This window comes from Pseudomonas frederiksbergensis, assembly GCF_003732705.1.
In the GTDB taxonomy this organism is placed as follows: domain Bacteria; phylum Pseudomonadota; class Gammaproteobacteria; order Pseudomonadales; family Pseudomonadaceae; genus Aquipseudomonas; species Aquipseudomonas frederiksbergensis_F.
Genome location: NZ_MOBR01000008.1, coordinates 44056 through 65947, shown reverse-complemented (window position 1 = coordinate 65947; position 21892 = coordinate 44056). Strand labels below are relative to the sequence as shown.

The 21892-nt window shown below is 59.9% G+C and carries 21 protein-coding genes; 14 read left to right on the top strand and 7 right to left on the bottom strand.

Going from position 1 to position 21892, the window contains the following annotated elements; all coding sequences use genetic code 11:
- The first annotated feature begins 182 nt into the window (after positions 1 to 182).
- The 5 genes from BK667_RS09380 (at position 183) to BK667_RS09360 (ending at position 5583) form a co-directional block, all read left to right on the top strand.
- Positions 183 to 1277 carry a polyamine ABC transporter substrate-binding protein gene (locus BK667_RS09380; protein ID WP_123509760.1) on the top strand — a complete coding sequence of 365 codons (1095 nt, stop codon included), beginning with the start codon at positions 183 to 185 and terminating at the stop codon, positions 1275 to 1277.
- 188 nt (positions 1278 to 1465) lie between these two features.
- Entirely contained in the window at positions 1466 to 2563 is a 1098-nt protein-coding gene (locus BK667_RS09375) for a polyamine ABC transporter substrate-binding protein (protein WP_123597446.1), read from the top strand.
- A 73-nt stretch (positions 2564 to 2636) separates the two neighbouring features.
- The gene (locus tag BK667_RS09370; protein ID WP_123404026.1) at positions 2637 to 3779 is read left to right on the top strand and encodes an ABC transporter ATP-binding protein; all 1143 of its coding nucleotides are present in this window, start codon (positions 2637 to 2639) and stop codon (positions 3777 to 3779) included.
- A gap of 35 nt (positions 3780 to 3814) precedes the next feature.
- Complete coding sequence (locus tag BK667_RS09365; RefSeq protein ID WP_185058201.1) at positions 3815 to 4696, top strand: ABC transporter permease subunit; 882 nt, start codon at positions 3815 to 3817, stop codon at positions 4694 to 4696.
- On the top strand, positions 4693 to 5583 hold the full coding sequence (locus BK667_RS09360; protein ID WP_123597445.1) for an ABC transporter permease subunit: 891 nt from the start codon (positions 4693 to 4695) through the stop codon (positions 5581 to 5583). The genes BK667_RS09365 and BK667_RS09360 overlap by 4 nt, the downstream gene beginning before the upstream one ends.
- Before the next feature lie 239 nt (positions 5584 to 5822).
- Here the strand turns inward: BK667_RS09360 and BK667_RS09355 are convergent, their stop codons facing one another.
- Entirely contained in the window at positions 5823 to 6464 is a 642-nt protein-coding gene (locus BK667_RS09355; protein WP_123509762.1) for an HD domain-containing protein, read from the bottom strand.
- A gap of 314 nt (positions 6465 to 6778) precedes the next feature.
- Between BK667_RS09355 and BK667_RS09350 the strand changes: the two genes are divergently transcribed.
- Entirely contained in the window at positions 6779 to 7744 is a 966-nt protein-coding gene (locus BK667_RS09350; RefSeq protein ID WP_123597444.1) for a GlxA family transcriptional regulator, read from the top strand.
- Between the two features lie 119 nt (positions 7745 to 7863).
- On the opposite strand, the gene BK667_RS09345 is transcribed toward BK667_RS09350, so the two are convergent.
- Entirely contained in the window at positions 7864 to 8205 is a 342-nt protein-coding gene (locus tag BK667_RS09345; protein ID WP_054044554.1) for a carboxymuconolactone decarboxylase family protein, read from the bottom strand.
- A 110-nt stretch (positions 8206 to 8315) separates the two neighbouring features.
- Between BK667_RS09345 and BK667_RS09340 the strand changes: the two genes are divergently transcribed.
- Positions 8316 to 9221, top strand: coding sequence for an AraC family transcriptional regulator (locus BK667_RS09340; RefSeq protein ID WP_123597443.1), 906 nt, complete (start codon positions 8316 to 8318; stop codon positions 9219 to 9221).
- Positions 9222 to 9331: 110 nt separating this feature from the next.
- On the opposite strand, the gene BK667_RS09335 is transcribed toward BK667_RS09340, so the two are convergent.
- Positions 9332 to 11734 carry a penicillin acylase family protein gene (locus BK667_RS09335; protein ID WP_123597442.1) on the bottom strand — a complete coding sequence of 801 codons (2403 nt, stop codon included), beginning with the start codon at positions 11732 to 11734 and terminating at the stop codon, positions 9332 to 9334.
- Positions 11735 to 11837: 103 nt separating this feature from the next.
- A complete protein-coding gene (locus tag BK667_RS09330; RefSeq protein WP_123597441.1) occupies positions 11838 to 12416 on the bottom strand; it encodes a DUF6436 domain-containing protein in 579 nt (192 codons plus the stop codon).
- 96 nt (positions 12417 to 12512) lie between these two features.
- On the opposite strand from BK667_RS09330, the gene bipL reads away from it, so the two are divergent.
- Positions 12513 to 13460 carry a phospholipase BipL gene (gene bipL, locus BK667_RS09325; RefSeq protein WP_123597440.1) on the top strand — a complete coding sequence of 316 codons (948 nt, stop codon included), beginning with the start codon at positions 12513 to 12515 and terminating at the stop codon, positions 13458 to 13460.
- Positions 13461 to 13567: 107 nt separating this feature from the next.
- On the opposite strand, the gene BK667_RS09320 is transcribed toward bipL, so the two are convergent.
- Positions 13568 to 14299 carry a DUF2059 domain-containing protein gene (locus tag BK667_RS09320; protein WP_123597439.1) on the bottom strand — a complete coding sequence of 244 codons (732 nt, stop codon included), beginning with the start codon at positions 14297 to 14299 and terminating at the stop codon, positions 13568 to 13570.
- A 108-nt stretch (positions 14300 to 14407) separates the two neighbouring features.
- Here BK667_RS09320 and BK667_RS09315 point away from each other — a divergent pair, with 108 nt between their 5' ends.
- Positions 14408 to 15040, top strand: a complete 633-nt coding sequence (locus BK667_RS09315) for a 2OG-Fe(II) oxygenase (RefSeq protein ID WP_123597438.1) — start codon at positions 14408 to 14410, stop codon at positions 15038 to 15040.
- 2 nt (positions 15041 to 15042) lie between these two features.
- A complete protein-coding gene (locus BK667_RS09310; RefSeq protein WP_123597437.1) occupies positions 15043 to 15528 on the top strand; it encodes a 2-thiouracil desulfurase family protein in 486 nt (161 codons plus the stop codon).
- 240 nt (positions 15529 to 15768) lie between these two features.
- Here BK667_RS09310 and BK667_RS09305 read toward each other — a convergent pair whose 3' ends face one another.
- The gene (locus BK667_RS09305) at positions 15769 to 16356 is read right to left on the bottom strand and encodes a transporter substrate-binding domain-containing protein (RefSeq protein ID WP_123597436.1); all 588 of its coding nucleotides are present in this window, start codon (positions 16354 to 16356) and stop codon (positions 15769 to 15771) included.
- 135 nt (positions 16357 to 16491) lie between these two features.
- Here BK667_RS09305 and BK667_RS09300 point away from each other — a divergent pair, with 135 nt between their 5' ends.
- Positions 16492 to 16917: a DUF4399 domain-containing protein gene (locus BK667_RS09300; RefSeq protein WP_123597435.1), complete on the top strand. Its 426-nt coding sequence runs from the start codon at positions 16492 to 16494 to the stop codon at positions 16915 to 16917.
- Between the two features lie 119 nt (positions 16918 to 17036).
- On the opposite strand, the gene serA is transcribed toward BK667_RS09300, so the two are convergent.
- The gene (serA, locus tag BK667_RS09295) at positions 17037 to 18266 is read right to left on the bottom strand and encodes a phosphoglycerate dehydrogenase (protein ID WP_123404055.1); all 1230 of its coding nucleotides are present in this window, start codon (positions 18264 to 18266) and stop codon (positions 17037 to 17039) included.
- Between the two features lie 204 nt (positions 18267 to 18470).
- Here serA and BK667_RS09285 point away from each other — a divergent pair, with 204 nt between their 5' ends.
- From BK667_RS09285 to BK667_RS09270, 3 genes are all read left to right on the top strand, one after another.
- Complete coding sequence (locus BK667_RS09285) at positions 18471 to 19865, top strand: D-2-hydroxyglutarate dehydrogenase (RefSeq protein ID WP_123509773.1); 1395 nt, start codon at positions 18471 to 18473, stop codon at positions 19863 to 19865.
- 36 nt (positions 19866 to 19901) lie between these two features.
- On the top strand, positions 19902 to 20567 hold the full coding sequence (locus BK667_RS09280; RefSeq protein ID WP_123597434.1) for a fumarylacetoacetate hydrolase family protein: 666 nt from the start codon (positions 19902 to 19904) through the stop codon (positions 20565 to 20567).
- Positions 20568 to 20833: 266 nt separating this feature from the next.
- On the top strand, positions 20834 to 21763 hold the full coding sequence (locus BK667_RS09270; RefSeq protein WP_123509775.1) for an SdiA-regulated domain-containing protein: 930 nt from the start codon (positions 20834 to 20836) through the stop codon (positions 21761 to 21763).
- Positions 21764 to 21892 lie beyond the last annotated feature (129 nt).

The following is a 21892-nucleotide window of genomic DNA, read 5'->3' as shown; positions in this document are numbered from 1 at the left end:
GCTAGGCTCTGGGCGAGGTGTGCGGTCGGCACTTCGCCCAGTGCAAATAAAGGATGGGTCTTTCCTTGAAAGCCTGCCTCGGAACTTGCCAGACTACCGGTTGTTCGGATGCCCAGTAACAGGCCGCTGAGCGCGTGGTTAAAAAGAAAAATTGGAGCATTACCCACATGAAGGCATTAGGTATGAAGATAGCTGGCAAGACCCTCCTCGCCGTGTCCCTGATGGGCGTGATGGCGGGTGCAGTACAGGCCGATGACAAGGTGCTGCACGTCTACAACTGGTCCGACTACATTGCACCGGACACCATCGCGAACTTCGAGAAAGAGTCCGGGATCAAAGTGGTTTACGACGTTTTCGACAGCAACGAAACCCTGGAAGCCAAGTTGCTGGCAGGCAAGTCCGGCTATGACGTGGTCGTGCCGTCGAACAACTTCCTTGCCAAGCAAATCAAGGCCGGGGTTTATCAGGAGCTGGACAAGTCCAAGCTGTCCAACTACGGCAACCTGAACAAGTCGCTGCTTAAAGCGGTTTCCGTCAGCGACCCGGACAACAAACACGCCTTCCCTTACATGTGGGGCTCGATCGGCATCGGTTACAACCCGGAAAAAGTCAAAGCCGCGTTGGGCGTCGACACCATCGATTCCTGGGACACCCTGTTCAAGCCTGAAAACATCGCCAAGCTCAAGGGCTGCGGTGTGAGCTTCCTCGATTCGCCGACCGAAATGCTGCCGGTCGCGCTGCACTACCTGGGCCTGCCAACCGACAGCCAGAAGAAAGAAGACATCAAGAAAGCCGAAGAGCTGTTCCTCAAAATTCGTCCTTCCGTTACTTACTTCCACTCGTCCAAGTACATCTCCGACCTGGCCAACGGCAACATCTGCGTGGCCGTCGGTTACTCGGGTGACGTGCAACAAGCCAAGTCCCGTGCTGCTGAAGCCGGTGACAAGGTCAAAGTCAGCTACGCCATTCCGAAGGAAGGCGCTGGCAGCTTCTACGACATGGTCGCGATTCCGAAAGACGCGGAAAACGTCGACGGTGCCTACAAGTTCATGAACTACCTGTTGCAGCCCAAAGTGATGGCCGACATCACCAACGCCGTGCGTTTTCCTAACGGTAACGCTGAAGCGACCCAGTTCGTGAGCAAGGACATCACCTCGGACCCGGGCATCTACCCGACTGCCGATGTGCAGGCCAAGTTGTATGCGATTGCCGATTTGCCGGCGGCCACCCAGCGTGACCTGACCCGCAGCTGGACCAAGATCAAGTCCGGTAAATAAGCCGGTTTGAGGTAACAACCTGTTGCCGCCGCCTGCGCGGTGGCGGCAACAGGAATAATTAAATGACAGAAAGTTTTGCTGGAATGGTTTATCGAGGGTAAGTTGCGCGCCGGTTTTGTTGCCAGGCAGCCATGGCTGTCATGTAACGCTGGGCAACTTGGGCCCAACTAATTTTAGAGGACCTCCACGTGCCTATTTTTTCTTTGTTTCGCAATGCCCTGCTGGTCGGTGCCGGGCTGACGCTTGCCGTCAGTGTCCAGGCTGCCGGTACGGTGCATGTTTATAACTGGTCGGATTACATCGGCTCGACCACCCTGGCCGATTTCCAGAAAGAAACCGGGATCAAACCGGTGTATGACGTGTTCGACTCCAACGAAACCCTGGAAGGCAAGTTGCTGGCCGGGCGTACCGGTTACGACGTGGTCGTGCCGTCCAACCACTTCCTCGGCAAGCAGATCAAGGCCGGCGCGTTCCAGAAGCTTGATCGCAAGTTACTGACCAACTATGCCAACCTCGACCCTGTGCTGCTCAAGCGTCTGGAACAGAACGATCCGGGCAACCAGTACGCCGTGCCGTACCTGTGGGGCACCAACGGCATCGGTTACAACGTCGACAAGATCAAGCAAGTGCTGGGCGTCGACAAGATCGATTCCTGGAGCGTGCTGTTCGAGCCGGAGAACATCAAGAAACTGCACAGCTGCGGCGTAGCGTTCCTTGATTCGGCGGATGAAATGATGCCGACGGTCCTCAACTACATGGGCCTGAACGCCAACAGCACCAACGAGGAGGATTACAAGAAGGCCACCGCCAAGTTGCTCGCGGTGCGGCCGTACGTGACCTACTTCCACTCGTCCAAATACATCACCGACCTGGCCAACGGCGACATCTGCATCGCCATCGGTTTCTCCGGCGACATGTTCCAGGCCAAGGCCCGGGCCGCCGAAGCTGGCAAAGGCGTGAACGTCGCCTACGTCATTCCGAAAGAGGGTGGGGCGCTGTGGTTCGACATGCTGGCGATTCCAAAGGACTCGGCCAACGTCAAAGAGGCCCATGCCTTCATCAACTATCTGCTCAAACCTGAAGTGATTGCCCAGGTCAGTGATTCGGTCGGCTATGCCAACCCCAACCCTGGCTCGGACAAATTGATGGAGCAATCCATCCGCACGGACGAATCGGTGTATCCACCGCAGGCCGTGCTCGACAAGACCTACGTGTCGGTCGAGCTGCCGCCCAAGATTCAACGTTTGATGACCCGCAGCTGGACCACGGTCAAGACGGGTAAATAGCTTCAAGGCTCAAACTATCCAAGGTTGGCCCACCTCGGGCGAACTGCACTCTTTTTTTCTGGGAGTTTCGTAAATGGCAGTTGCCTCCGGCGCCTATAAGAAAGCCCTCGAGGGCGACCAATCACCGAAACAGGTGTTGGTCAAAATCGACCGGGTCACGAAGAAGTTCGACGAGACGATTGCCGTGGACGACGTGTCCCTGGAAATCAAGAAAGGCGAGATCTTCGCCCTGCTCGGCGGCTCGGGATCGGGCAAATCCACCTTGCTGCGCATGCTCGCAGGGTTTGAACGGCCCACGGAGGGGCGCATTTACCTCGACGGCGTCGACATCACCGAGATGCCGCCGTACGAGCGACCGATCAACATGATGTTCCAGTCCTATGCGCTGTTCCCGCACATGACCGTGGCGCAGAACATCGCCTTCGGCCTCAAGCAGGACAAGATCCCCGCCGCTGAAGTCGATGCCCGTGTCGCGGACATGCTCAAGCTGGTTCAGATGACCCAGTACGCCAAGCGCAAGCCGCATCAGTTGTCCGGCGGCCAGCGTCAGCGTGTGGCCCTGGCCCGTTCGCTGGCCAAGCGGCCGAAGCTGTTGCTGCTCGACGAACCGATGGGTGCGCTGGATAAAAAACTGCGTTCGCAAATGCAGCTGGAGCTGGTGGAGATCATCGAGCGCGTCGGCGTAACCTGCGTCATGGTGACCCACGACCAGGAAGAAGCCATGACCATGGCCGAGCGCATCGCAATCATGCACTTGGGCTGGATCGCCCAGATCGGCAGCCCGATCGACATCTACGAAACCCCGACCAGCCGTTTGGTTTGCGAGTTCATCGGCAACGTCAACATCTTCGAAGGCGAAGTGATCGACGACGCCGAAGGCCACGCGACCATCACCTGCAAAGACCTGGATCGGCAGATCTACGTCGGCCACGGCATCAGCACTTCGGTGCAGGACAAATCCGTCACCTACGCGATCCGTCCGGAGAAACTGCTGGTCACCGCCGAAATGCCGACCTGCGAGTACAACTGGTCCAGCGGCAAGGTGCATGACATCGCCTACCTCGGCGGTCACTCGGTGTTCTACGTCGAATTGCCGAGCGGCAAGCTTGTGCAGTCCTTCGTCGCCAACGCCGAGCGCCGTGGCCAGCGTCCGACCTGGGGCGATCAGGTCTACGTGTACTGGGAAGACGACAGCGGCGTGGTACTTCGCTCATGAACATGCGCAAATTCAAACGCCGCCTCAATCGAATAATTCCCGGTGGCCGCCAACTGGTCATCGGGGTTCCGTTCATTTGGCTGTTCATGTTTTTCATGCTGCCGTTCTTCATCGTCCTGAAGATCAGCTTCGCCGAAGCCGACGTGGCCATCCCGCCGTACACCGAGATTTACAGCTTTATCGACCAGAAGCTCCAGGTGCTGTTGAACCTGGGCAACTACGCGATGCTCGGCGACGACGAGTTGTACATCGCTGCGTATCTCGGCTCGCTGAAGATGGCGCTGATCAGCACCGTGCTGTGCCTGCTGATCGGCTACCCGATGGCCTACGCCATCGCCAGCGCCCGTAAAGAGCTGCAAACGGTGCTGGTGCTGCTGATCATGATGCCGACCTGGACCGCGATCCTGATCCGCGTTTACGCGTGGATGGGCATCCTCAGCAACAACGGCTTGCTCAACGGTTTCCTGATGACCATGGGCTGGATCAACGAACCACTGCAGATTCTCAACACCAACCTCGCGGTGTATATCGGCGTCGTTTATTCCTATCTGCCGTTCATGATCCTGCCGCTCTACGCCAACCTGGTGAAGCACGACTACAGCCTGCTGGAAGCCGCATCGGACCTCGGTTCGAGCACTTTCAACAGCTTCTGGAAAATCACCATTCCGCTGTCGAAAAACGGCATCGTCGCCGGCTGCATGCTGGTGTTCATTCCGGTAGTGGGTGAGTTCGTAATCCCGGAACTGCTCGGCGGTCCGGAAACCCTGATGATCGGTAAAGTGCTCTGGCAAGAATTCTTCAACAACCGCGACTGGCCGGTGGCGTCTGCCCTGGCGGTGGTGATGCTGGCGATCCTGATTGTGCCGATCATCCTGTTCAACCGCAGTCAGGCCAAGGAAATGGAGGGTAAAGAATGAAGAACTTCCGTTTCTCCAGTCTGATGCTGGTACTGGGTCTGCTGTTCATCTATGCGCCGATGCTGATCCTGGTGATCTACTCGTTCAACGCCTCGAAACTGGTGACGGTGTGGGGCGGCTGGTCGATCAAGTGGTACGTCGGCCTGCTCGACAACACCCAACTGATGGGCTCGGTGGTGCGCTCGCTGGAAATCGCCTGCTACACCGCGATTGCCGCTGTGGCGCTCGGTACTCTGGCGGCGTTCGTGCTGACCCGGATCACCCGTTTCAAGGGTCGCACGCTGTTCGGTGGTTTGGTCACCGCGCCGTTGGTGATGCCGGAAGTGATCACCGGTCTGTCGCTGTTGCTGCTGTTCGTGGCCATGGCGCAGATGATCGGTTGGCCACAGGAACGCGGCATCGTCACGATCTGGATCGCCCACACCACGTTCTGTGCGGCGTATGTGGCGGTGGTGGTGTCGGCGCGCTTGCGTGAGCTGGACCTGTCCATCGAAGAAGCGGCCATGGACCTCGGTGCGCGGCCGTGGAAGGTATTCTTCCTGATCACCATTCCGATGATCGCGCCATCGCTGGCGGCGGGCGGGATGATGTCGTTTGCCTTGTCGCTGGATGACTTGGTACTGGCGAGCTTCGTGTCGGGTCCGGGTTCGACGACCCTGCCGATGGAAGTGTTCTCGGCGGTGCGTCTGGGCGTGAAGCCGGAGATCAACGCCGTGGCCAGTCTGATTCTGCTGGCGGTGTCGATCGTGACCTTCCTGGTCTGGTTCTTCAGCCGCCGCGCCGAAGAAAGCCGCAAGCGTGCCATCCAGCAAGCGATCGAAGAAGGCGCTGCCGATTCCTGGAAGCAACCGGATGTGCGTCGGGCGCAGGCGCCAGAAGCGGCTTGATCCACGGATGATCGTTCCCACGCTCCGCGTGGGAATGCCTCTTCGGACGCTCCGCGTTCGGCTCTTGATGGGACGCGGAGCGTCCCGGGCTGCATTCCCACGCAGAGCGTGGGAACAATCATTTCGTGGCCAACCAAATCCCTGTGGGAGCGAGCCTGCTCGCGAAAGCGGTCTACCAGTCGACATCTTCGTCGACTGACTGGGCCTCTTCGCGAGCAGGCTCGCTCCCACAGTTGTTTTCAGGCAATCCAAGGGGATTTGCGGATGATCTCGACAAAGTTCATCGGCTTGAACCCTGGCTCGCTGTCCACCAGCACATCGGCGTTCACCGTGCCAAACGTAGTGTCCGGCTTGTGTTTGAAACCATTGGCGAACGCACACAGGATGCATTCCTTGAACCCTTCGCCACGCGGATGGGCGTGTACCACCGCCTCACGTTGTTCTGTCGGGAACGCCGCGTAATCGATACCCAACACATCCATCTCGACACCGGCCGTGACCAGCGCCACATTCGGCCGCAGATGTTGCGGCACGCCTGGCGTGGTGTGCAACGCAATCGACAACCACACCTGTTCGATATCGTCGTCGCTCAACCCGAAAGGCTTGAGGAATGCCTTGGCCGCATTCGCGCTGTCGACTTCAAACCGCTCATTGTCGCTGCGTTGACCTTCCACCAGACCCAGGTCGTGGAACATCGCGCCGACGTAGAGCAACTCCGGGTTGTAGGCCAGTTGTTTGCGTTCACCGCTCAACGCGCCGAACAGAAAGACCCGGCGCGAGTGGTGGAACAGCAGGTCGGATTCGACGTCGCGAATGTATTCGGTGGTGGCCTTGGCCAATGCGCTATCGGGGATTTTGATACCGGCAATGATGCTGCTCATGGTGCTTTCCTCGTGGGGAACGCCGTGGCGGCGCTGATGGGTAAAGTCTGTTCCCGCACCCGGAACCGGACAATCGATGCATGGCTGCGATCCCGGCCAATGAGCATGCATATCGCGCCAACCTCGCTTGTTGGGCGCGGATTGGCTAGGGTTGGAACTCAGGCGCGGTCCCTGTGGGAGCGAGCTTGCTCGCGATGAGGCCGTGTCAGTTGATAGAGATGTTGACTGAAAGACCGCTATCGCGAGCAAGCTCGCTCCCACAGGTTTTGTGTTTGCCACAGGCAAGCGTTGATTGATTGAGGGCGTTTCGAACCATGCAAAAAACCGTCGCCATCGTGGTGTTTTCCGGTGTGCAGTCCCTGGACGTCACCGGCCCCATGGATGTGTTCTCCGAAGCCAATCGCTTCCTCGCGCCGCAGGATCACTATCGGCTGGAAGTGATCGGTATCGAGCGCGGGGTGATGCCGTGTTCCAACGGTCTGTCCTTGAACGCGCATCGGCATTTCAGCGAAGCGCTGGACGCTTATGACTTGCTGCTGGTGGCCGGCGGGCCGCAGTTGCCGTTCCTGAATTTCGGTGCGACGTTCGACACCTGGCTGCGGGATGCCTGCGTGCGGGCGCAGCGCTTTGGTTCGATCTGCAACGGCGCGTTCATGCTGGCCCGGGCGGGTTTGCTCGAAGGCCGGACCGTCACCACCCATTGGGGCGATGCGGTGGCATTGGCGGCGTTGTGTCCATCGACCCAGGTGGAGGCGGATCGTTTGTACGTGCAGGACGGCGAGCTCTACACCTCGGCCGGGGTGACGGCGGGGATCGATCTGTCGCTGTACCTGCTGGGGCGCGATCACGGCCCGGAAGTCGCGCTCAGCGTCGCCAAGCGTCTGGTGGTGTTCACCCAGCGCTCGGGCGGGCAATCGCAGTTCAGCCCGTTCCTCACGCCCCATGCCGAACCGACCTCGGCGGTAGCGCTGGTGCAGCTCTACGTGCTCGCCAACCTGACCGGCGACCTGGCACTCGCCGACCTGGCCAACGCAGCGAACATGAGCGCACGCAACTTTTCACGGGTGTTTGCCAAGGAAGCCAAGGTCACCCCAGCGGAGTTTGTCGAGCGGGCGCGGGTGGATGCAGCGCGGGTGTTGTTGGAAAGCACCAAATCGCCGCTGAAGACGGTGGCGTATCAATGTGGATTTCGAGATGCGCAGCACATGCGCAGCGTGTTCAACCGCCGACTGGGCGTGACTCCGCAGCAGTTCAGGCTGAACTTCACAGCGATGGTCTAACGCTGATCGTTCCCACGCTCTGCGTGGGAATGCATCCCGGGACGCTCCGCGTCCCAAAGGCGGACGCGGAGCGTCCATGGCGGCATTCCCACGCAGAGCGTGGGAACGATCTCAGCGACTCAACCTTTCAGTGAGTCATACGCCTCCAGCGTACGCAGCGAGTAGATGTACGCCGCTCCGGCATTCAGTGAAATCGCCGTGGCCAGTGTCGCCGCCACTTCCTCGCGGCTGGCGCCAGCCTTGATCGCCGCATCGGTATGCGCCGCGATACAACCATCACAACGGGTAGTGATCGCCACCGCGATGGAGATCAGTTCGCGAGTCTTGGCATCCAGCACCTCGTTTTCCGCGGCGGCTTCGCCGAGGGCCATGTAGGCCTTGACCATTTTCGGGTTGCTCTTGCCCAGTGCGCCAAAGGCTTTCTGGATGGTGGGCAGCAGTTCGGACCAGTTATTGAACATTGCATTAACTCCTGAGCGGGTTGGGTGTACTGTTTCGACACGCTCAGTTTTGCCCTTTGGCGCGGTTCGGGTTTGTTCGATCCGCTCAGTCATTTCCTCGATGCGCTCAAATGAATCCGATCGATAAACTCATCACCCTGGCCAATGTTCGCGGCAGCCTGGATTTGCGCTGCCAATTCCAGGGCGACTGGGCGCTGGCCCACGAACAACAAGCGTTGGGGATGGCGCCTTATCACATCGTGCTGGCGGGCGAGTGCCGCGTGGAATTTCCCGACGGCCAGCGCCTGCCCATGCGCGCCGGCGACATTTTGCTGCTGCCCGGCGGCACGCCCCATGTGATCCACAGCCCCGGAAAAACTGTCGCGCCGACAGCGCAGAAGATCATCCACGGTGGTGCGTTGCCGGTGCACCGCATCGGCAGTGCCAGCGCTGATCTGGACATGCTCTGCGGGACGTTTCATTACAACCGCGCCTCGCTGCTGTTTGCCTCACTGCCTGCGTATTTGGTGATTCCCAGCGGCGCGCTGCCGGCCAATGGACCATTGCCGGCGTTGGTCGCGGTGTTGCGCGGTGAGGCGGAAGGCAATCAGGCGGGGGCGAAGTTCTTGCTCGACGCATTGTCCCAGGCGTTGTTCACCCTGATGCTGCGGGCGCATCTGGCCACCCTCGGACCGGCCAGCGGCACCCTGGCGTTACTCGGCGACAAACGCCTGGGCCGCGCCTGGCAGGCGATGCTGGCCGATCCGGCCCATGAGTGGACCATCGAAAGCCTGGCCGAAACGGCGAGCATGTCCCGGGCCACGTTCATGCGGGCGTTTGTGAAGGTGGCGGGGGTGTCACCGTGGGTGTTGCTGACGCAGGTGCGGATGGAATTGGCGTTCAGTTTGTTGGGGCAGTCGCATTTGGGGTTGAGTGATATTGCGTTGCAGGTGGGGTATCAGTCCCAAGCGGCGTTCAGCAAGAAATTCAAGGAGATTTATGGGGAGGCGCCGGGGAGGGTGCGGCGGGGGATTTAGATTTTTGGTGTCAGTGATGGCCTCTTCGCGGGCAAGCCTCGCTCCTACAGATATCACCGTCCGTAGGAGCGAGGCTTGCCCGCGAAGGCGTCAGCCCGGCCACCAAAAACCTACCGCGCCGGCAACAGCTTCAAGGTACTGCGCGTATTAGCCGTCACTTCTTCATCACTGAAATGCGCCTGCAAGTACGTCCCTTCGATATACGCCTCAGCCTGGTCGTCATAGTGACTGTCAAACGGCACGCCACTCTGGCCAACCGGGTTGATGGTCAGGCTGTGGGCCGGGTCGGCGAAGTCGATCAGGCGCCGGGTCGAGGGACCGTACGTTACTGGCCACGGCGCCGGGCCGATTTTGGCCGAGAGGTTGTTCGGCACTTCGTGGCTGCCGGGGGCGTCGAACGGGCCGACGTTGAAAATCCGATCCAGCGGCTTCTGCGCCCCCAGCGGATGACCGTGAGTCAGCGTATGCACCTTGCCCCACTGCCACTGCGCGAAATCAGTACCGAGGAGTGTCTTGAGGTGCGCGATGCTCGCCTGCCATGCGACCTTGACTGTGTCGGCGCGGGTCTCCTTGGCCGGGGTGTTGCGGTTGTCCCACCACGGCGAATCTGCGGTCGCGGCCAGTCGCGGTAGCGCGGCGTCGATCACTCGGGTCGAGAGCAAGGTTTCAAAGAAATCATTGCCCAATTCATCGCGCATCGTCGCATCGGTCAGATTGAACAGGAACTGGTTGAACACCGTGGCGCTGATGGAGTTGAGCGGATAATCGCCCTGCCACTGGGCCAGTTGCTCCACCAGTTTGAGTTCGGCCGGGTCGCGCACCACCTCACGCAATACCGGCAGCAACGGCGCCAGCAAACGCGGGCCATAAGCGGTGGTGGTGCCCAGTTGCAGCTTCTGGTTGGCCTCGTTGTCCCACTTCACACTCTTGTCACTGAGCTGGCGATTGAGCTGCTGACCACGGTCGGCGAGGTTGTAGTAACCGGGGATTTCCATGCCGGTGGGCGAGACGGGTTGGAAGTTGGCCGAGACGATATAGCCCCGCGCCGGGTTCTCTTCCTGAGGGTTGGCGCTGAACGGGTAGAAGCCTTCCTTGTCTGCCTGATTGCTGCTGCCGTCGAGGATGAAACCCGGTTTCACCCCGGGCGGACGTTTGGGCAGCAAGGCCGAAGCCCACCAGCCGATATCACCCTTGGCGTTGGCGTAGACGATGTTCAGCCCTGGCGCTTGAACCTTGGCTGCGGCAGCGCGGGCCTTGGCCAACGTGTCGGCGCGGTTGAGCTGATAGAAACCCTCAAGGATCGGATTCGGCGTTTCGAGGAACGCCCACCACATCGCGACTGGCGTCTTGCCGGCGGCGGTGCCAAGCGCGTCGTTGATGATCGGGCCGTGGGGTGACTGACGCAGGGTCAGCGTTACCGGTGGCTGGCCTTTAACGGCGATCTGCTGCTCGGTGTTGACCATGTCCACCCATTTGCCGCGATACCAGATCTGGTTCGGGTTGTCCGGGTTGACCTTCTCGGCGATCAGGTCCAGATCGTCGTTCTGGAACATGGTCAGGCTCCAGCCGAAATCCAGGTTGTGGCCGAGAAAGGCGAACGGCACCAGCGCCTGATGATGCCCGTACAGTTCGAAACCCGGCGCCGACAGTTGCGCCTCGTACCACACCGACGGCACCGAGAAACGAATGTGCGGGTCACCGGCCAGCAGCGGCTTGCCGCTTTTGCTGCGGTTGCCGGAGATGACCCAGGCGTTGCTGCCTTCGAACTGCGGCAGGCCGTTATCGGCCAGGGTTTGTTCGCTCAGACGGGCGAGGGCGTTCAGGTCTTTCCAGTCGGCGGCGGCCAGCGCCAGGCCCGGTTTGGTACGCGCCTTGGCCAGCACGCCTTTGGGCTGCCAGTCGAGGTCGAAGATGTTCAGGTAATCGGGGCCGAGCTGATCGCGCACGTAGGTCATCAAGGGTTCGGTGCGAAACGCCGCCGCAAAACTGTAGGCCATGTAGCCGGCGACGCTGATGCTGTCTTCGGCAGTGAAGGGGCGCTTGTGGATCCCCAGCACATCGAACTCGGCCGGCGCGGCGTGGGTGTCCTGATATTGGTTGATCCCGTCCAGATACGCTTGCAGAGCCTTCCACGCCGGTGACTGGCGATCGAGGCCGGCCACATAGCTCTCGGCACGCTCGCGGATACGCAGGCTGCGAAACAGTTTGTCGGTGTCCAGCAGTTTCGGTCCGAGGACTTCGGCCAGTTCACCACGGGCGAGACGGCGCATGGCTTCCATCTGGAACAAACGGTCCTGGGCGTGCACGTAGCCGAGGGCACGGTACAGGTCGGTTTCGTTCTCGGCGCGGATATGCGGTACGCCGCGCTCGTCGTAGCGCACGGTCACCGAACCTTGCAGGTGCTGTAACTCCACCTGGCCCTGGCGCGTTGGCTGCTTGCTGTAGAGGTAGCCGCCAACCCCGATGGCGAGGGCGACGATCAGCAAGGCAAGTACGGTCAGGACGCGTTTCATGGTGACTCCTTGTTCTTTCTGGATTGCGGCCCGTGCGGGCTGCAAACATGTAGCACAGACCTCCTGTGCCGGGCACTGCCGTCCTCGAATAGTCCGGAATGCCTTACTTCACTTCCACCGGCCACGGACAGTAGCAACCCACCGCCAGCGTGTGGGTTGCATTCACCGCGCGACCTTCGTTCAGCGCTTGCAGGATCGGTTCGATAAAGCTGTTGCTCGAATTGCAGGTCAGGCCTTCGCTGTACGGGCCGAAATACGCCAGTTTGCCGGTGCGGTCCCAGATCGCCACCGCCGGGCTGGCGGGGATCTGCTCGGAGCCGGGCAACACGGTGATGGATTTCAGGCTGCTCAAGGTGCTGGGCAACTGGCCGTGGCTGCCGGGACGTTGTACCGAAAAAAACTCGACGCCCTTCGGTACGTATTGCTCGACCAGTTCGGTGAGGTGCTGTTGATTGCCGACGTTGCACGGGCAGGCCGGGTCCCAGAAATGCACGAGGCGGATGGCGCCGGGGCCGGCGAGGTCGTCGGGCAGGCGCAGCGGATCGCCGGAGAACACCGCCGTGTGTTCGCTGAACGCGCGCAGGTAGCGCCCCTGAAACCAGTCGTAAGCCGCCCACAGCACACCGCCGCACACGAGGGCGAGCAGGCTGGCAAGCAGAGTGGTGCGGTAGGCCGGACGCATGGGTTTCGATCCTCGAAGGTCGCCCAGCTTGCCATGCTTGCCGCGACAGATGAATATCGCAGGCCCATAAAGTCTGTTTCGCGTACTGGAATAACCATGCCTGCCACTTTCGACCCCGATCATTTGCGCGCCAGCCTGCGGCCATTGGCCGAGTGGCAGCCGCTGTCGGCGGAGGGCCAGGCCTATCAGCGATTTTATGGCCTGGATTTTCCCGGACGCACGTTGCGCACCGGCCTCGGGCGTTTCGCGGTCGATGGTTATGACGTGGTGAGCCAGGTCTGGTGGCCGGAGCGGGTGAAGGCGACGCTGTTTCTGTTTCACGGTTTCTACGATCACACCGGGCTTTACCGGCATGTGATCGAGTGGGCGCTGGATCAGGGTTTTGCGGTGATCGCCTGCGACTTGCCGGGGCATGGGTTGTCCAGCGGCGAGCGCGCGAGCATCAAGGATTTCGCCGAGTATCAAGACACTCTGCAAGGCTTGTTTGCCGAGGCGAAGTCCCTGGAATTACCCCAACCGTGGCATTTGTGCGGGCAGAGCACCGGCGGGGCGATCGTGATCGACCATGTGCTCAATCAGGGGGCGGACAGTCCGGCCCAGGGCCAAGTGATCCTGTTGTCGCCGCTGGTACGGCCACGGGCCTGGGGCTGGTCGCAGTTGAGTTATTACCTCCTCAAACCTTTCGTCAAAGGCATCGCCCGGCGCTTCAGCGAGAACTCCAATGACCCGGCGTTCCTGCCGTTCCTGCAGGCCGATCCGTTGCAGCCGCTGCGTTTGCCGACCGCGTGGGTCGGTGCGTTGAGCCGCTGGATCAAGCGCGTCGAGGCCGCACCGAACAGTCCGCGACGGCCGCTGATCGTGCAGGGGCAGGCGGACATGACGGTTGATTGGGAACACAATCTTGAGGTGTTGAAGGCCAAGTTTGATCGGCCGCAGGTGCTGATGTTGCCCCAGGCGCGGCATCATTTGGCAAATGAGACGGAGGCGTTGCGGGAGGAGTATTTCGGGTTTTTGAGTAAGCGGATCAAGGGGCGGAATCTTTAGCGCCTGTTCCGGCCTCTTCGCGGGCAAGCCTCGCTCCTACATTTGGAATGCATACCCCTGTAGGAGCGAGGCTTGCCCGCGAAGGCGATCTTCCGGGCGAAGAAATCTTACTGCCCCACCGCCAACCCCGCCCGAATCGCCGCCAACGCCGCCTGGTAATACGCCTTGCCTTCCGCCGACTCGGCAAAGGTCGCGAATTCTTCCAGTTCGTTATCCGACAAGTCGCGATAAACATAGAGCAGCGTGTTGTTGAGGTCGGCGCCAATCTGATCCATCAAGCGCTGGCGCTGACCATTCAGCATCCCCGGTGCCTGACCGCCACCGAGCAGACCAGGGATCATCGAACTCAAGCTGTCGGCCGCGATGCCGGCAATCGCCAAGGTCACTTCGGCACCCGCCTCGCGAGCGGGCAGGGCCTGGGCCAGGTGGCCGATGATTAGCAGACGGGTGTCGCTGGCTTCAATCTTGGGCAAGCCCTTGGCGTTTTTCGCCAGTTGATCGCGCCGGGTCGCCAGCAGTTCGGCGGCGACGATTTTCTTGCCCAACGGTGTTTGAAAGAAAGCGAGGGCCGGTTTTGGATCGGCGAGGGTCTTGCGCAGTTGCGCTTCGGCGCGCTGGTCCATGGCCTGGGGGGCGAAGCGCTGGTTGCTGTTGTTCACCAAGGCTTGAAACACGGCGGGGGGCAGGCTGTTCTGGTAGCGCTGCTGGGCGGCGGAGAGGGCGTCGTTAAAATGCGCACGTTGATCTGGCCAACCGGCGACCTTGTACAACTGGTCGTGGCCGTCTGCCCACGCGGGCAAAACACAGAACATCAACAGTGAAAAAAGCAAACGGCGCATAGGGACTCCTGTCAGCAGGCGACTATTCTCCGTGCGGTACAAGAACTTGTCGAGAATTCGTATCAGCCCGCTGCGCGGCTCTGTCGGATTTGCAGGCACAGGAATACTATGCGCGCCATGCAAATACCCTCTGATCACCCGCTGCTGTTACGTATCGTCGACGACTTGGCCGAACAGGGCTGGTCGCAGCAGAATATTTTCCTGCCTCTGGGTCTGACCCGGGAACTGGCGGCTGAGTGCCGTAAACGTGCGGCCGAGGGTGAACTGGCCCCGGCGGCGGTGGGGCGCGGGCCGACTTCAGAGATTCGCGAAGGGATCCGGGGCGATCACATCCAGTGGCTCGAACCCGGCGAAACAGAAGCCTGCGACAGCTATCTGAGTTTGATGGACAGCCTGCGCGAGGCGATGAATCGCGGGTTGTTCCTGGGCCTGGAAGATTTCGAAAGCCATTTCGCCCTGTACCCGCCCGGTGCGTTCTACCTCAAGCATGTGGACCGTTTCCGCGACGACGACCGGCGCATGGTCTCGGCGGTGATTTACCTCAATGACGCCTGGCTGCCCGAACACGGTGGCGAATTGCGCATGTACCTCAAGAACGGCGTCGAACACAATGTGGTGCCCACCGGCGGTTGCCTGGTGGTGTTCCTGTCGGGCGAAGTGCCCCACGAAGTCCTGCCCGCTACCCGGGATCGCCTGTCATTGACCGGTTGGTTCCGCCGTCGCGGAAATGAGCCGTTCTGATCATGCACAAGATTCTGGTGAGTCGCTGCCTGCTGGGCCACCGCGTACGTTACGACGGCGGGGCGAGCGGGCCGTTTGATCTGTTGGACCAATGGATCGCCGAGGGGCGGGTCGTGCCGTTGTGCCCGGAAGTGGCCGGTGGGTTACCGACACCTCGCGCCGCAGCGGAGATTCCGGGCGGGCAGGGTGGTGAAGTGTTGGATGGGCATGCGGCGGTGATCACCACTGAAGGTGAAGATGTCAGTGCGGAGTTTCTGTCGGGGGCTTATCAGGCGTTGGAGCTGGTGCAACAGCACGGCATCCGGATTGCGGTGTTGAAGGCTAACAGCCCTTCGTGCGGGAATCTGCTGACGTATGACGGGACTTTCAGTGGGGTGAAGGTCAGTGGCGAAGGGGTGACGGCGGCGTTGCTCAAGCGGCATGGGGTTCAAGTGTTCAGTGAGCTTGAGCTCGTTGAGGCGGCGGGGGCTTTGAGTGCTTTGAGCTGATCCTGAATCCACCCCTCACCCTAACCCTCTCCCCAAAGGGGCGAGGGGACTGACCGAGTTGTTCTTAGAGCTACATCGACCTGAAATATCGAGTTGAACTCAGGTCTTGAAAAAGCAGATCTACTGCGATCAAACCTTGAACTCAGGTCTTGAAAACCATGGAGATCTGCCCCCTTTCCCCCTCTCCCCTTTGGGGAGAGGGCTGGGGTGAGGGGCCGGATCCCAAAGCTGACAAAAATCTCAGGGTTTCGGCTCTACACTCGTATCCGCCCCAAACCACTTCTGCGTCAACGCCTCCAACCGACCATCCGCCTTGATCCGCTGCAACGCGTTGTCGAGGCTGGCATGGAACGCCGGGTTACCTTTCTGGAACGGAATCGCCAGGCTCACGGGCGCGCTGGCCTTGGGTGCCTCTTCCTTCAACGTCTGCACCAGCAGCATTGACTGCGGCTGCTCTTCTTTGTGCGCGATCAATTGCGCATCGGTGTGGCTGTAGGGTTCGCTGAAGTCGAAACGATCCTTCAGATCCGTGGTCATTGCTATGTGGTTGATGGCAACGTCGTACTTGCCGGTTTCAACCCCTGGCAGCAGATCGCTGGCATCGGTGACGACGAAGTCGGCCCGCACATCCAGTTCATTGGCCAGCAGCTGGCCCAACTCGACTTCGAACCCAGTCAGTTTGCCGTCGTCCTTGAAATTGAAGGGCGGTGTATTAGCCTCAAGAGCAATACGCAATTCGCCACGGTCGTTCACATCGTCAATCAGTTCGGCATGAGCCAAAGGGCTCAAAAGGGGTAGCAGGCAGATCAGGCCAGGCAAAAAACGCATGGTCACTCCTTTGAATTCATTATCGCGATGCTCTGGTTCGGGCTCGCTTTGCTATGGTTGTCGAGGTCCTTCGACAACGAATGGCCGTGAAGTTGTCACGGCCGCGCGGATTTTACGGAAAAACTGGAGAAGAGAATGAAAACGTTTATGTCACGAGCAGCATTGGCTGGCCTGTTGATGGGTGTGTCGGTGCTGGCCAGCGCCGCTACCCCGGCCCCTAAAGGTGCCGAAGTGTCCATCGTTTCTCCTGAGGATGGTGGGACTGTCCCGAAAACCTTCAAGGTTAAATTCGCTGTCGAGAATGTTGCGCTGGCGCCAGCGGGCGATACCACCAAGAACACCGGCCACCACCATTTGCTGATCGATGCCAAGGATGTTGTGGCTGCAGGGGCAGTCATCCCGGCAGATGCCAATCACGTTCATTTTGGCAAGGCGCAAACCGAAACCGAGCTGACGCTGACACCTGGCAAGCACACCTTGCAGTTGGAGTTGGGCGACATGAGCCATATGGCCTTCGATCCACCGATCGTGTCGAAGAAGATCACCGTTAATGTGAAATAAAAAAAGGGAGCCCCTTTTGGGGGCTCCCTTTTTTAGAGCGGCAAGCTTCAAGCTGCAAGCCTCAAGGTAAGCCAAGCGAACTCAACTTGCCGCTTGAAGCTTATCGCTTGTAGCTGCTCTTAGAACAATACCCGGCAACGAATAGTGCCGTTGATGTGCTGAAGTTTCTCCTGGGCGATTTCCGAGTAATCGGCGTCTACGTCGATAACCACGTAACCGACTTTCTCGTTGGTCTGCAGGAACTGACCGGAGATGTTGATACCGTTTTCGGCGAAGACCTTGTTGATCTCGCTCATCACACCCGGGATGTTCTCGTGGATGTGCAGCAGACGGTGCTTGCCAGGGTGAGCCGGCAGGGCCACTTCCGGGAAGTTCACCGACGAAACGGACGTGCCGTTGTCGCTGTACTTGACCAGTTTTTCCGCCACTTCCAGACCGATGTTGGCTTGCGCTTCAGCGGTGGAACCACCGATGTGCGGGGTCAGGATCACGTTGTCCAGGCCACGCAGGGGGCTTTCGAATTCTTCGTCGTTGGAGCGTGGCTCCACCGGGAATACGTCGATGGCCGCGCCGATCAGGTGCTTGTCCTTGATCGCATCTGCCAGGGCTTGCAGTTCAACCACGGTGCCGCGAGCCGCGTTGATCAGGATGCCGCCCTTCTTGATGGCGCGGATTTCCTTCTCGCCGATCATCCACTGGGTGGCGGCGGTTTCCGGAACGTGCAGGGTGACGATGTCGGACATGGCCAGCAGGTCGGTCAACTTGCCAACCTGAGTAGCGTTGCCCAATGGCAGCTTGGTCACGGTGTCGTAGAAGAACACCTGCATGCCCAGGCCTTCCGCCAGAACCGACAATTGCGTACCGATCGAGCCGTAACCGACGATGCCGAGCTTCTTGCCACGGATTTCGAAGGAGTTGGCCGCGCTCTTGATCCAGCCGCCACGGTGGCAGGAAGCGTTCTTCTCAGGGATGCCGCGCAGCAACAGGATCGCTTCGGCCAGTACCAGTTCCGCCACGGAGCGGGTGTTGGAGTACGGCGCGTTGAACACTGCGATACCGCGTTCGCGGGCAGCGTTCAGGTCAACCTGGTTGGTGCCGATGCAGAAACAGCCGACAGCGACCAGCTTCTTCGCGTGATCGAAGATCTCTTCGGTCAGTTGCGTGCGAGAGCGAATGCCGATGAAGTGTGCATCAGCGATCTTTTCCTTCAGCTGGGCTTCCGGCAGAGAACCGGTGAGGTACTCGATGCTGGTGTAGCCCGCCGACTTGAGAACGTCGACAGCCGATTGGTGGACGCCTTCGAGAAGAAGGAACTTGATCTTGCTCTTATCGAGAGAAGTCTTGCTCATCTGCGTAAACCTGTATCCCGGAGAAAAATGGCAGGAAATGGTCAACAGACGCTGACCCCGACGGCAGGAAAGCCGTCGCCACAGAATAGCCGTTGGGCACTATGCTGCGGGGTCGGTATGCTAGCATACGCACCCCGCTAAACACTCATTCCTGCGACGTGAAGCGTACTCAGGATGACCATGAATTGTTCGAGAGTTCTGTCGATGACCAATCCTGCCCTGATTGAAGAGCTGAAGACCCTGGTTGAGCCTGGCAAGGTGCTGACCGATGCCGACTCCCTGAATGCTTACGGTAAGGATTGGACCAAGCATTTCGCCCCGGCCCCCACGGCCATCGTGTTTCCCAAGACCACCGAACAGGTCCAGGCCATCGTGCGTTGGGCCAATGAGCACAAGGTCGCGCTGGTGCCGTCCGGCGGGCGCACCGGGCTTTCCGCTGCGGCGGTGGCCGCGAATGGCGAAGTGGTTGTGTCGTTCGACTACATGAACCAGATCCTCGACGTGAACCTCACCGACCGCACAGCCGTTTGTCAGCCAGGTGTGGTCACCGAACATCTGCAGAACGTCGCGGAAGAAAAAGGCTTGTACTACCCGGTGGACTTCGCGTCGGCCGGGTCCAGCCAGATTGGCGGCAATATCGGCACCAATGCCGGCGGGATCAAGGTGATTCGCTACGGCATGACCCGCAACTGGGTGGCCGGTATGAAAGTCGTCACCGGCAAGGGCGACGTGCTGGAGCTGAACCGCGACCTGATCAAGAACGCCACCGGCTACGACTTGCGTCAGCTGTTTATCGGCGCGGAAGGCACCCTCGGTTTTGTGGTCGAAGCGACCATGCGCCTGGACCGTGCGCCGAAGAACCTCACCGCGATGGTGCTCGGCACCGCCGATTTCGATTCGATCATGCCGGTATTGCACGCGTTCCAGAGCAAACTCGACCTGACCGCGTTCGAATTCTTCTCCGACAAAGCCCTGGCCAAGGTCATGGCCCGCGGTGACGTGCCGGCACCGTTCGAATCCGATTGCCCGTTCTACGCGCTGCTGGAATTCGAAGCGACCACCGAAGAAGTGGCCAACCACGCCCTGGAAACCTTCGAGCACTGCGTCGAGCAGGGCTGGGTGCTGGACGGTGTGATGAGCCAGAGCGAAACCCAGCTGCAAAACCTGTGGAAGCTGCGCGAATACATCTCCGAGACCATCTCCCACTGGACGCCGTACAAGAACGACATTTCGGTCACCGTGTCGAAAGTCCCGGCGTTCCTGAAGGAAATCGACGCGATCGTCGGCGAACACTACCCGGACTTCGAAATCGTCTGGTTCGGCCACATCGGCGACGGCAACCTGCACTTGAACATCCTCAAGCCGGAAAACCTGAGCAAGGACGAGTTCTTTGCCAAGTGCGCGACCGTGAACAAGTGGGTATTTGAAACCGTCGAGAAGTACAACGGTTCGATTTCCGCCGAACACGGCGTGGGCATGACCAAACGTGACTACTTGACCTACAGCCGCTCGCCGGTTGAGATCGAGTACATGAAAGCTGTTAAAGCAGTGTTCGACCCGAACGGCATCATGAACCCGGGCAAAATTTTCGCTGTTTGACTTTCGAACTTAAGAGCAACGAGGCAGGAGTCGGTAATGAGCTATCAGCACCAGTATGTCGACGGTACGCGTATTCACTTCCCGCTCGGGAAAGTGGTGTGCATCGGCCGTAACTATGCCGAGCACGCCAAGGAACTGGACAATCCGGTCCCGACCGAGCCGCTGTTGTTCATCAAACCGGGCAGTTGCGTGGTGCCGCTGGAAGGCGGTTTTGCCATTCCGACCGAGCGCGGCGGAGTGCATTACGAAGCGGAAATCGCGGTGTTGATCGGCAAGCCACTGTCGACCAAGCCGAGCCGCGAAGAAGTGCTCGATGCCATCTCCGGCTTCGCCCCGGCCCTGGACCTGACCCTGCGGGACAAGCAGTCCGAGCTGAAATCCAAGGGCTTGCCGTGGGAAATCGCCAAGTCGTTTGATGGCGCGGCGGTGATTGCACCGTTTGTGGTCGGCAGCACCTTCGCCGACCTGACCGACATCGGAATCCGCCTGACCATCAACGGCGAAGTGCGCCAGGATGGCAACAGCAAGGACATGCTCAACCCGATCGTGCCGATGATCCAGTACATGGCCGGCTGCTTCTCGCTGCAGGCCGGTGATGTGATCCTGACCGGTACGCCGGTGGGTGTTGGCCCATTGAATGTCGGTGATGACATCGTTCTGGAATTGACTGGCGCCAGCAGCTTCACCAGCAGCGTCCGCTGATTCACGCATGATCGTTCCCACGCTCTGCGTGGGAATGCCGCCATGGACGCTCCGCGTCCGCTTCGAATGTGACGCGGAGCGTCACGGGATGCATTCCCACGCAGAGCGTGGGAACGATCGTGATCTCAGGTTCTGTGATCGTGCAGGGCTTTCCCGCCATTTCCCGTTTTTTTCACATCTCGTCTGGATAATTCCGCGGTTCCTGGCGTCCGAGCCTGCCCGTTTGTGCTATTACCCTTAGCCTGAATTTCTGGAACGCATCCCTGATGGCCACGCAACCGCTCCCGACTCTGCAAAACCCTCGTCGTCCCCGTTTCCTGATGCGCTGGTATTACTGGCTGTTGCTGGTGATAGCGGCGGGTTATGGCCTGGCGTTTGCCATGCATTGGGATGACCGCGGTGTGCTTTGGGTGCGCGAGCGTCTCGAAACCCCGGCCGAGCGCCAGCAAAGTGTCTGGCTTCCGGATTACCGGGCGGTGATCGACGCCAAGCTGCTGCCAGGCATGGAAAAGGACGAGGCGTCGGACCTGTCCTACGACCCCCAGACCAAAACTCTGTTCTCGGTCATGGGCAAGAACCCGTTCCTGGTCGAGCTGACCTTGCAGGGCGACGTGTTGCGCAAAATGCCGCTGGTGGGCTGGACCAACCCGGAAGGCGTGACGACCATGGGCAACGGCTTGATCGCCATCACCGACGAGCGCGAGCACATGCTGTCGATCGTCAAGGTCGATGCCGACACCCGCGAACTGCACCGCGACAACTTCCCGAAATACGATCTGGGCCCGTCGAAAGACCAGAACAAGGCCTTCGAAGCCGTTGCCTGGGACCCGCGCAATCAACAACTGTTGCTGGGTGAAGAGCGTCCGCCGGCGCTGTTCAGCTGGAAAAGCGACGGCAGCCAGACCCTCAAGGGTGACAAGCAAAAACTGGTTAGTAACGAACTGGACATCCGCAACCTGTCGGCCTTGGCCATCGACCCGCGCACCGGTCACACCCTGGTGCTGTCTGCCGACTCGCACCTGTTGCTGGAACTGGACGAGAAGGGCGAGCAGGTCAGCTTCATGACCTTGCTGGGCGGTTTCAATGGCCTGAAAAAGACCATTCCCCGCGCCGAAGGCGTGACCATGGACGAAGCGGGCACGCTGTACATGGTCAGCGAACCGAATCTGTTTTATCGCTTCGAAAAGCAGAAGTAACGATCCCTGCGCGGAACAGTCCTGTAGGAGCGCGGCTTGCCGGCGAAGGCGTCCTTGAGATCGCCATCGCGAGTAGACTCGCTCCCACAGTTGTGATTCAAGGCCACTGGCCATTAAGCTTGAATTCAG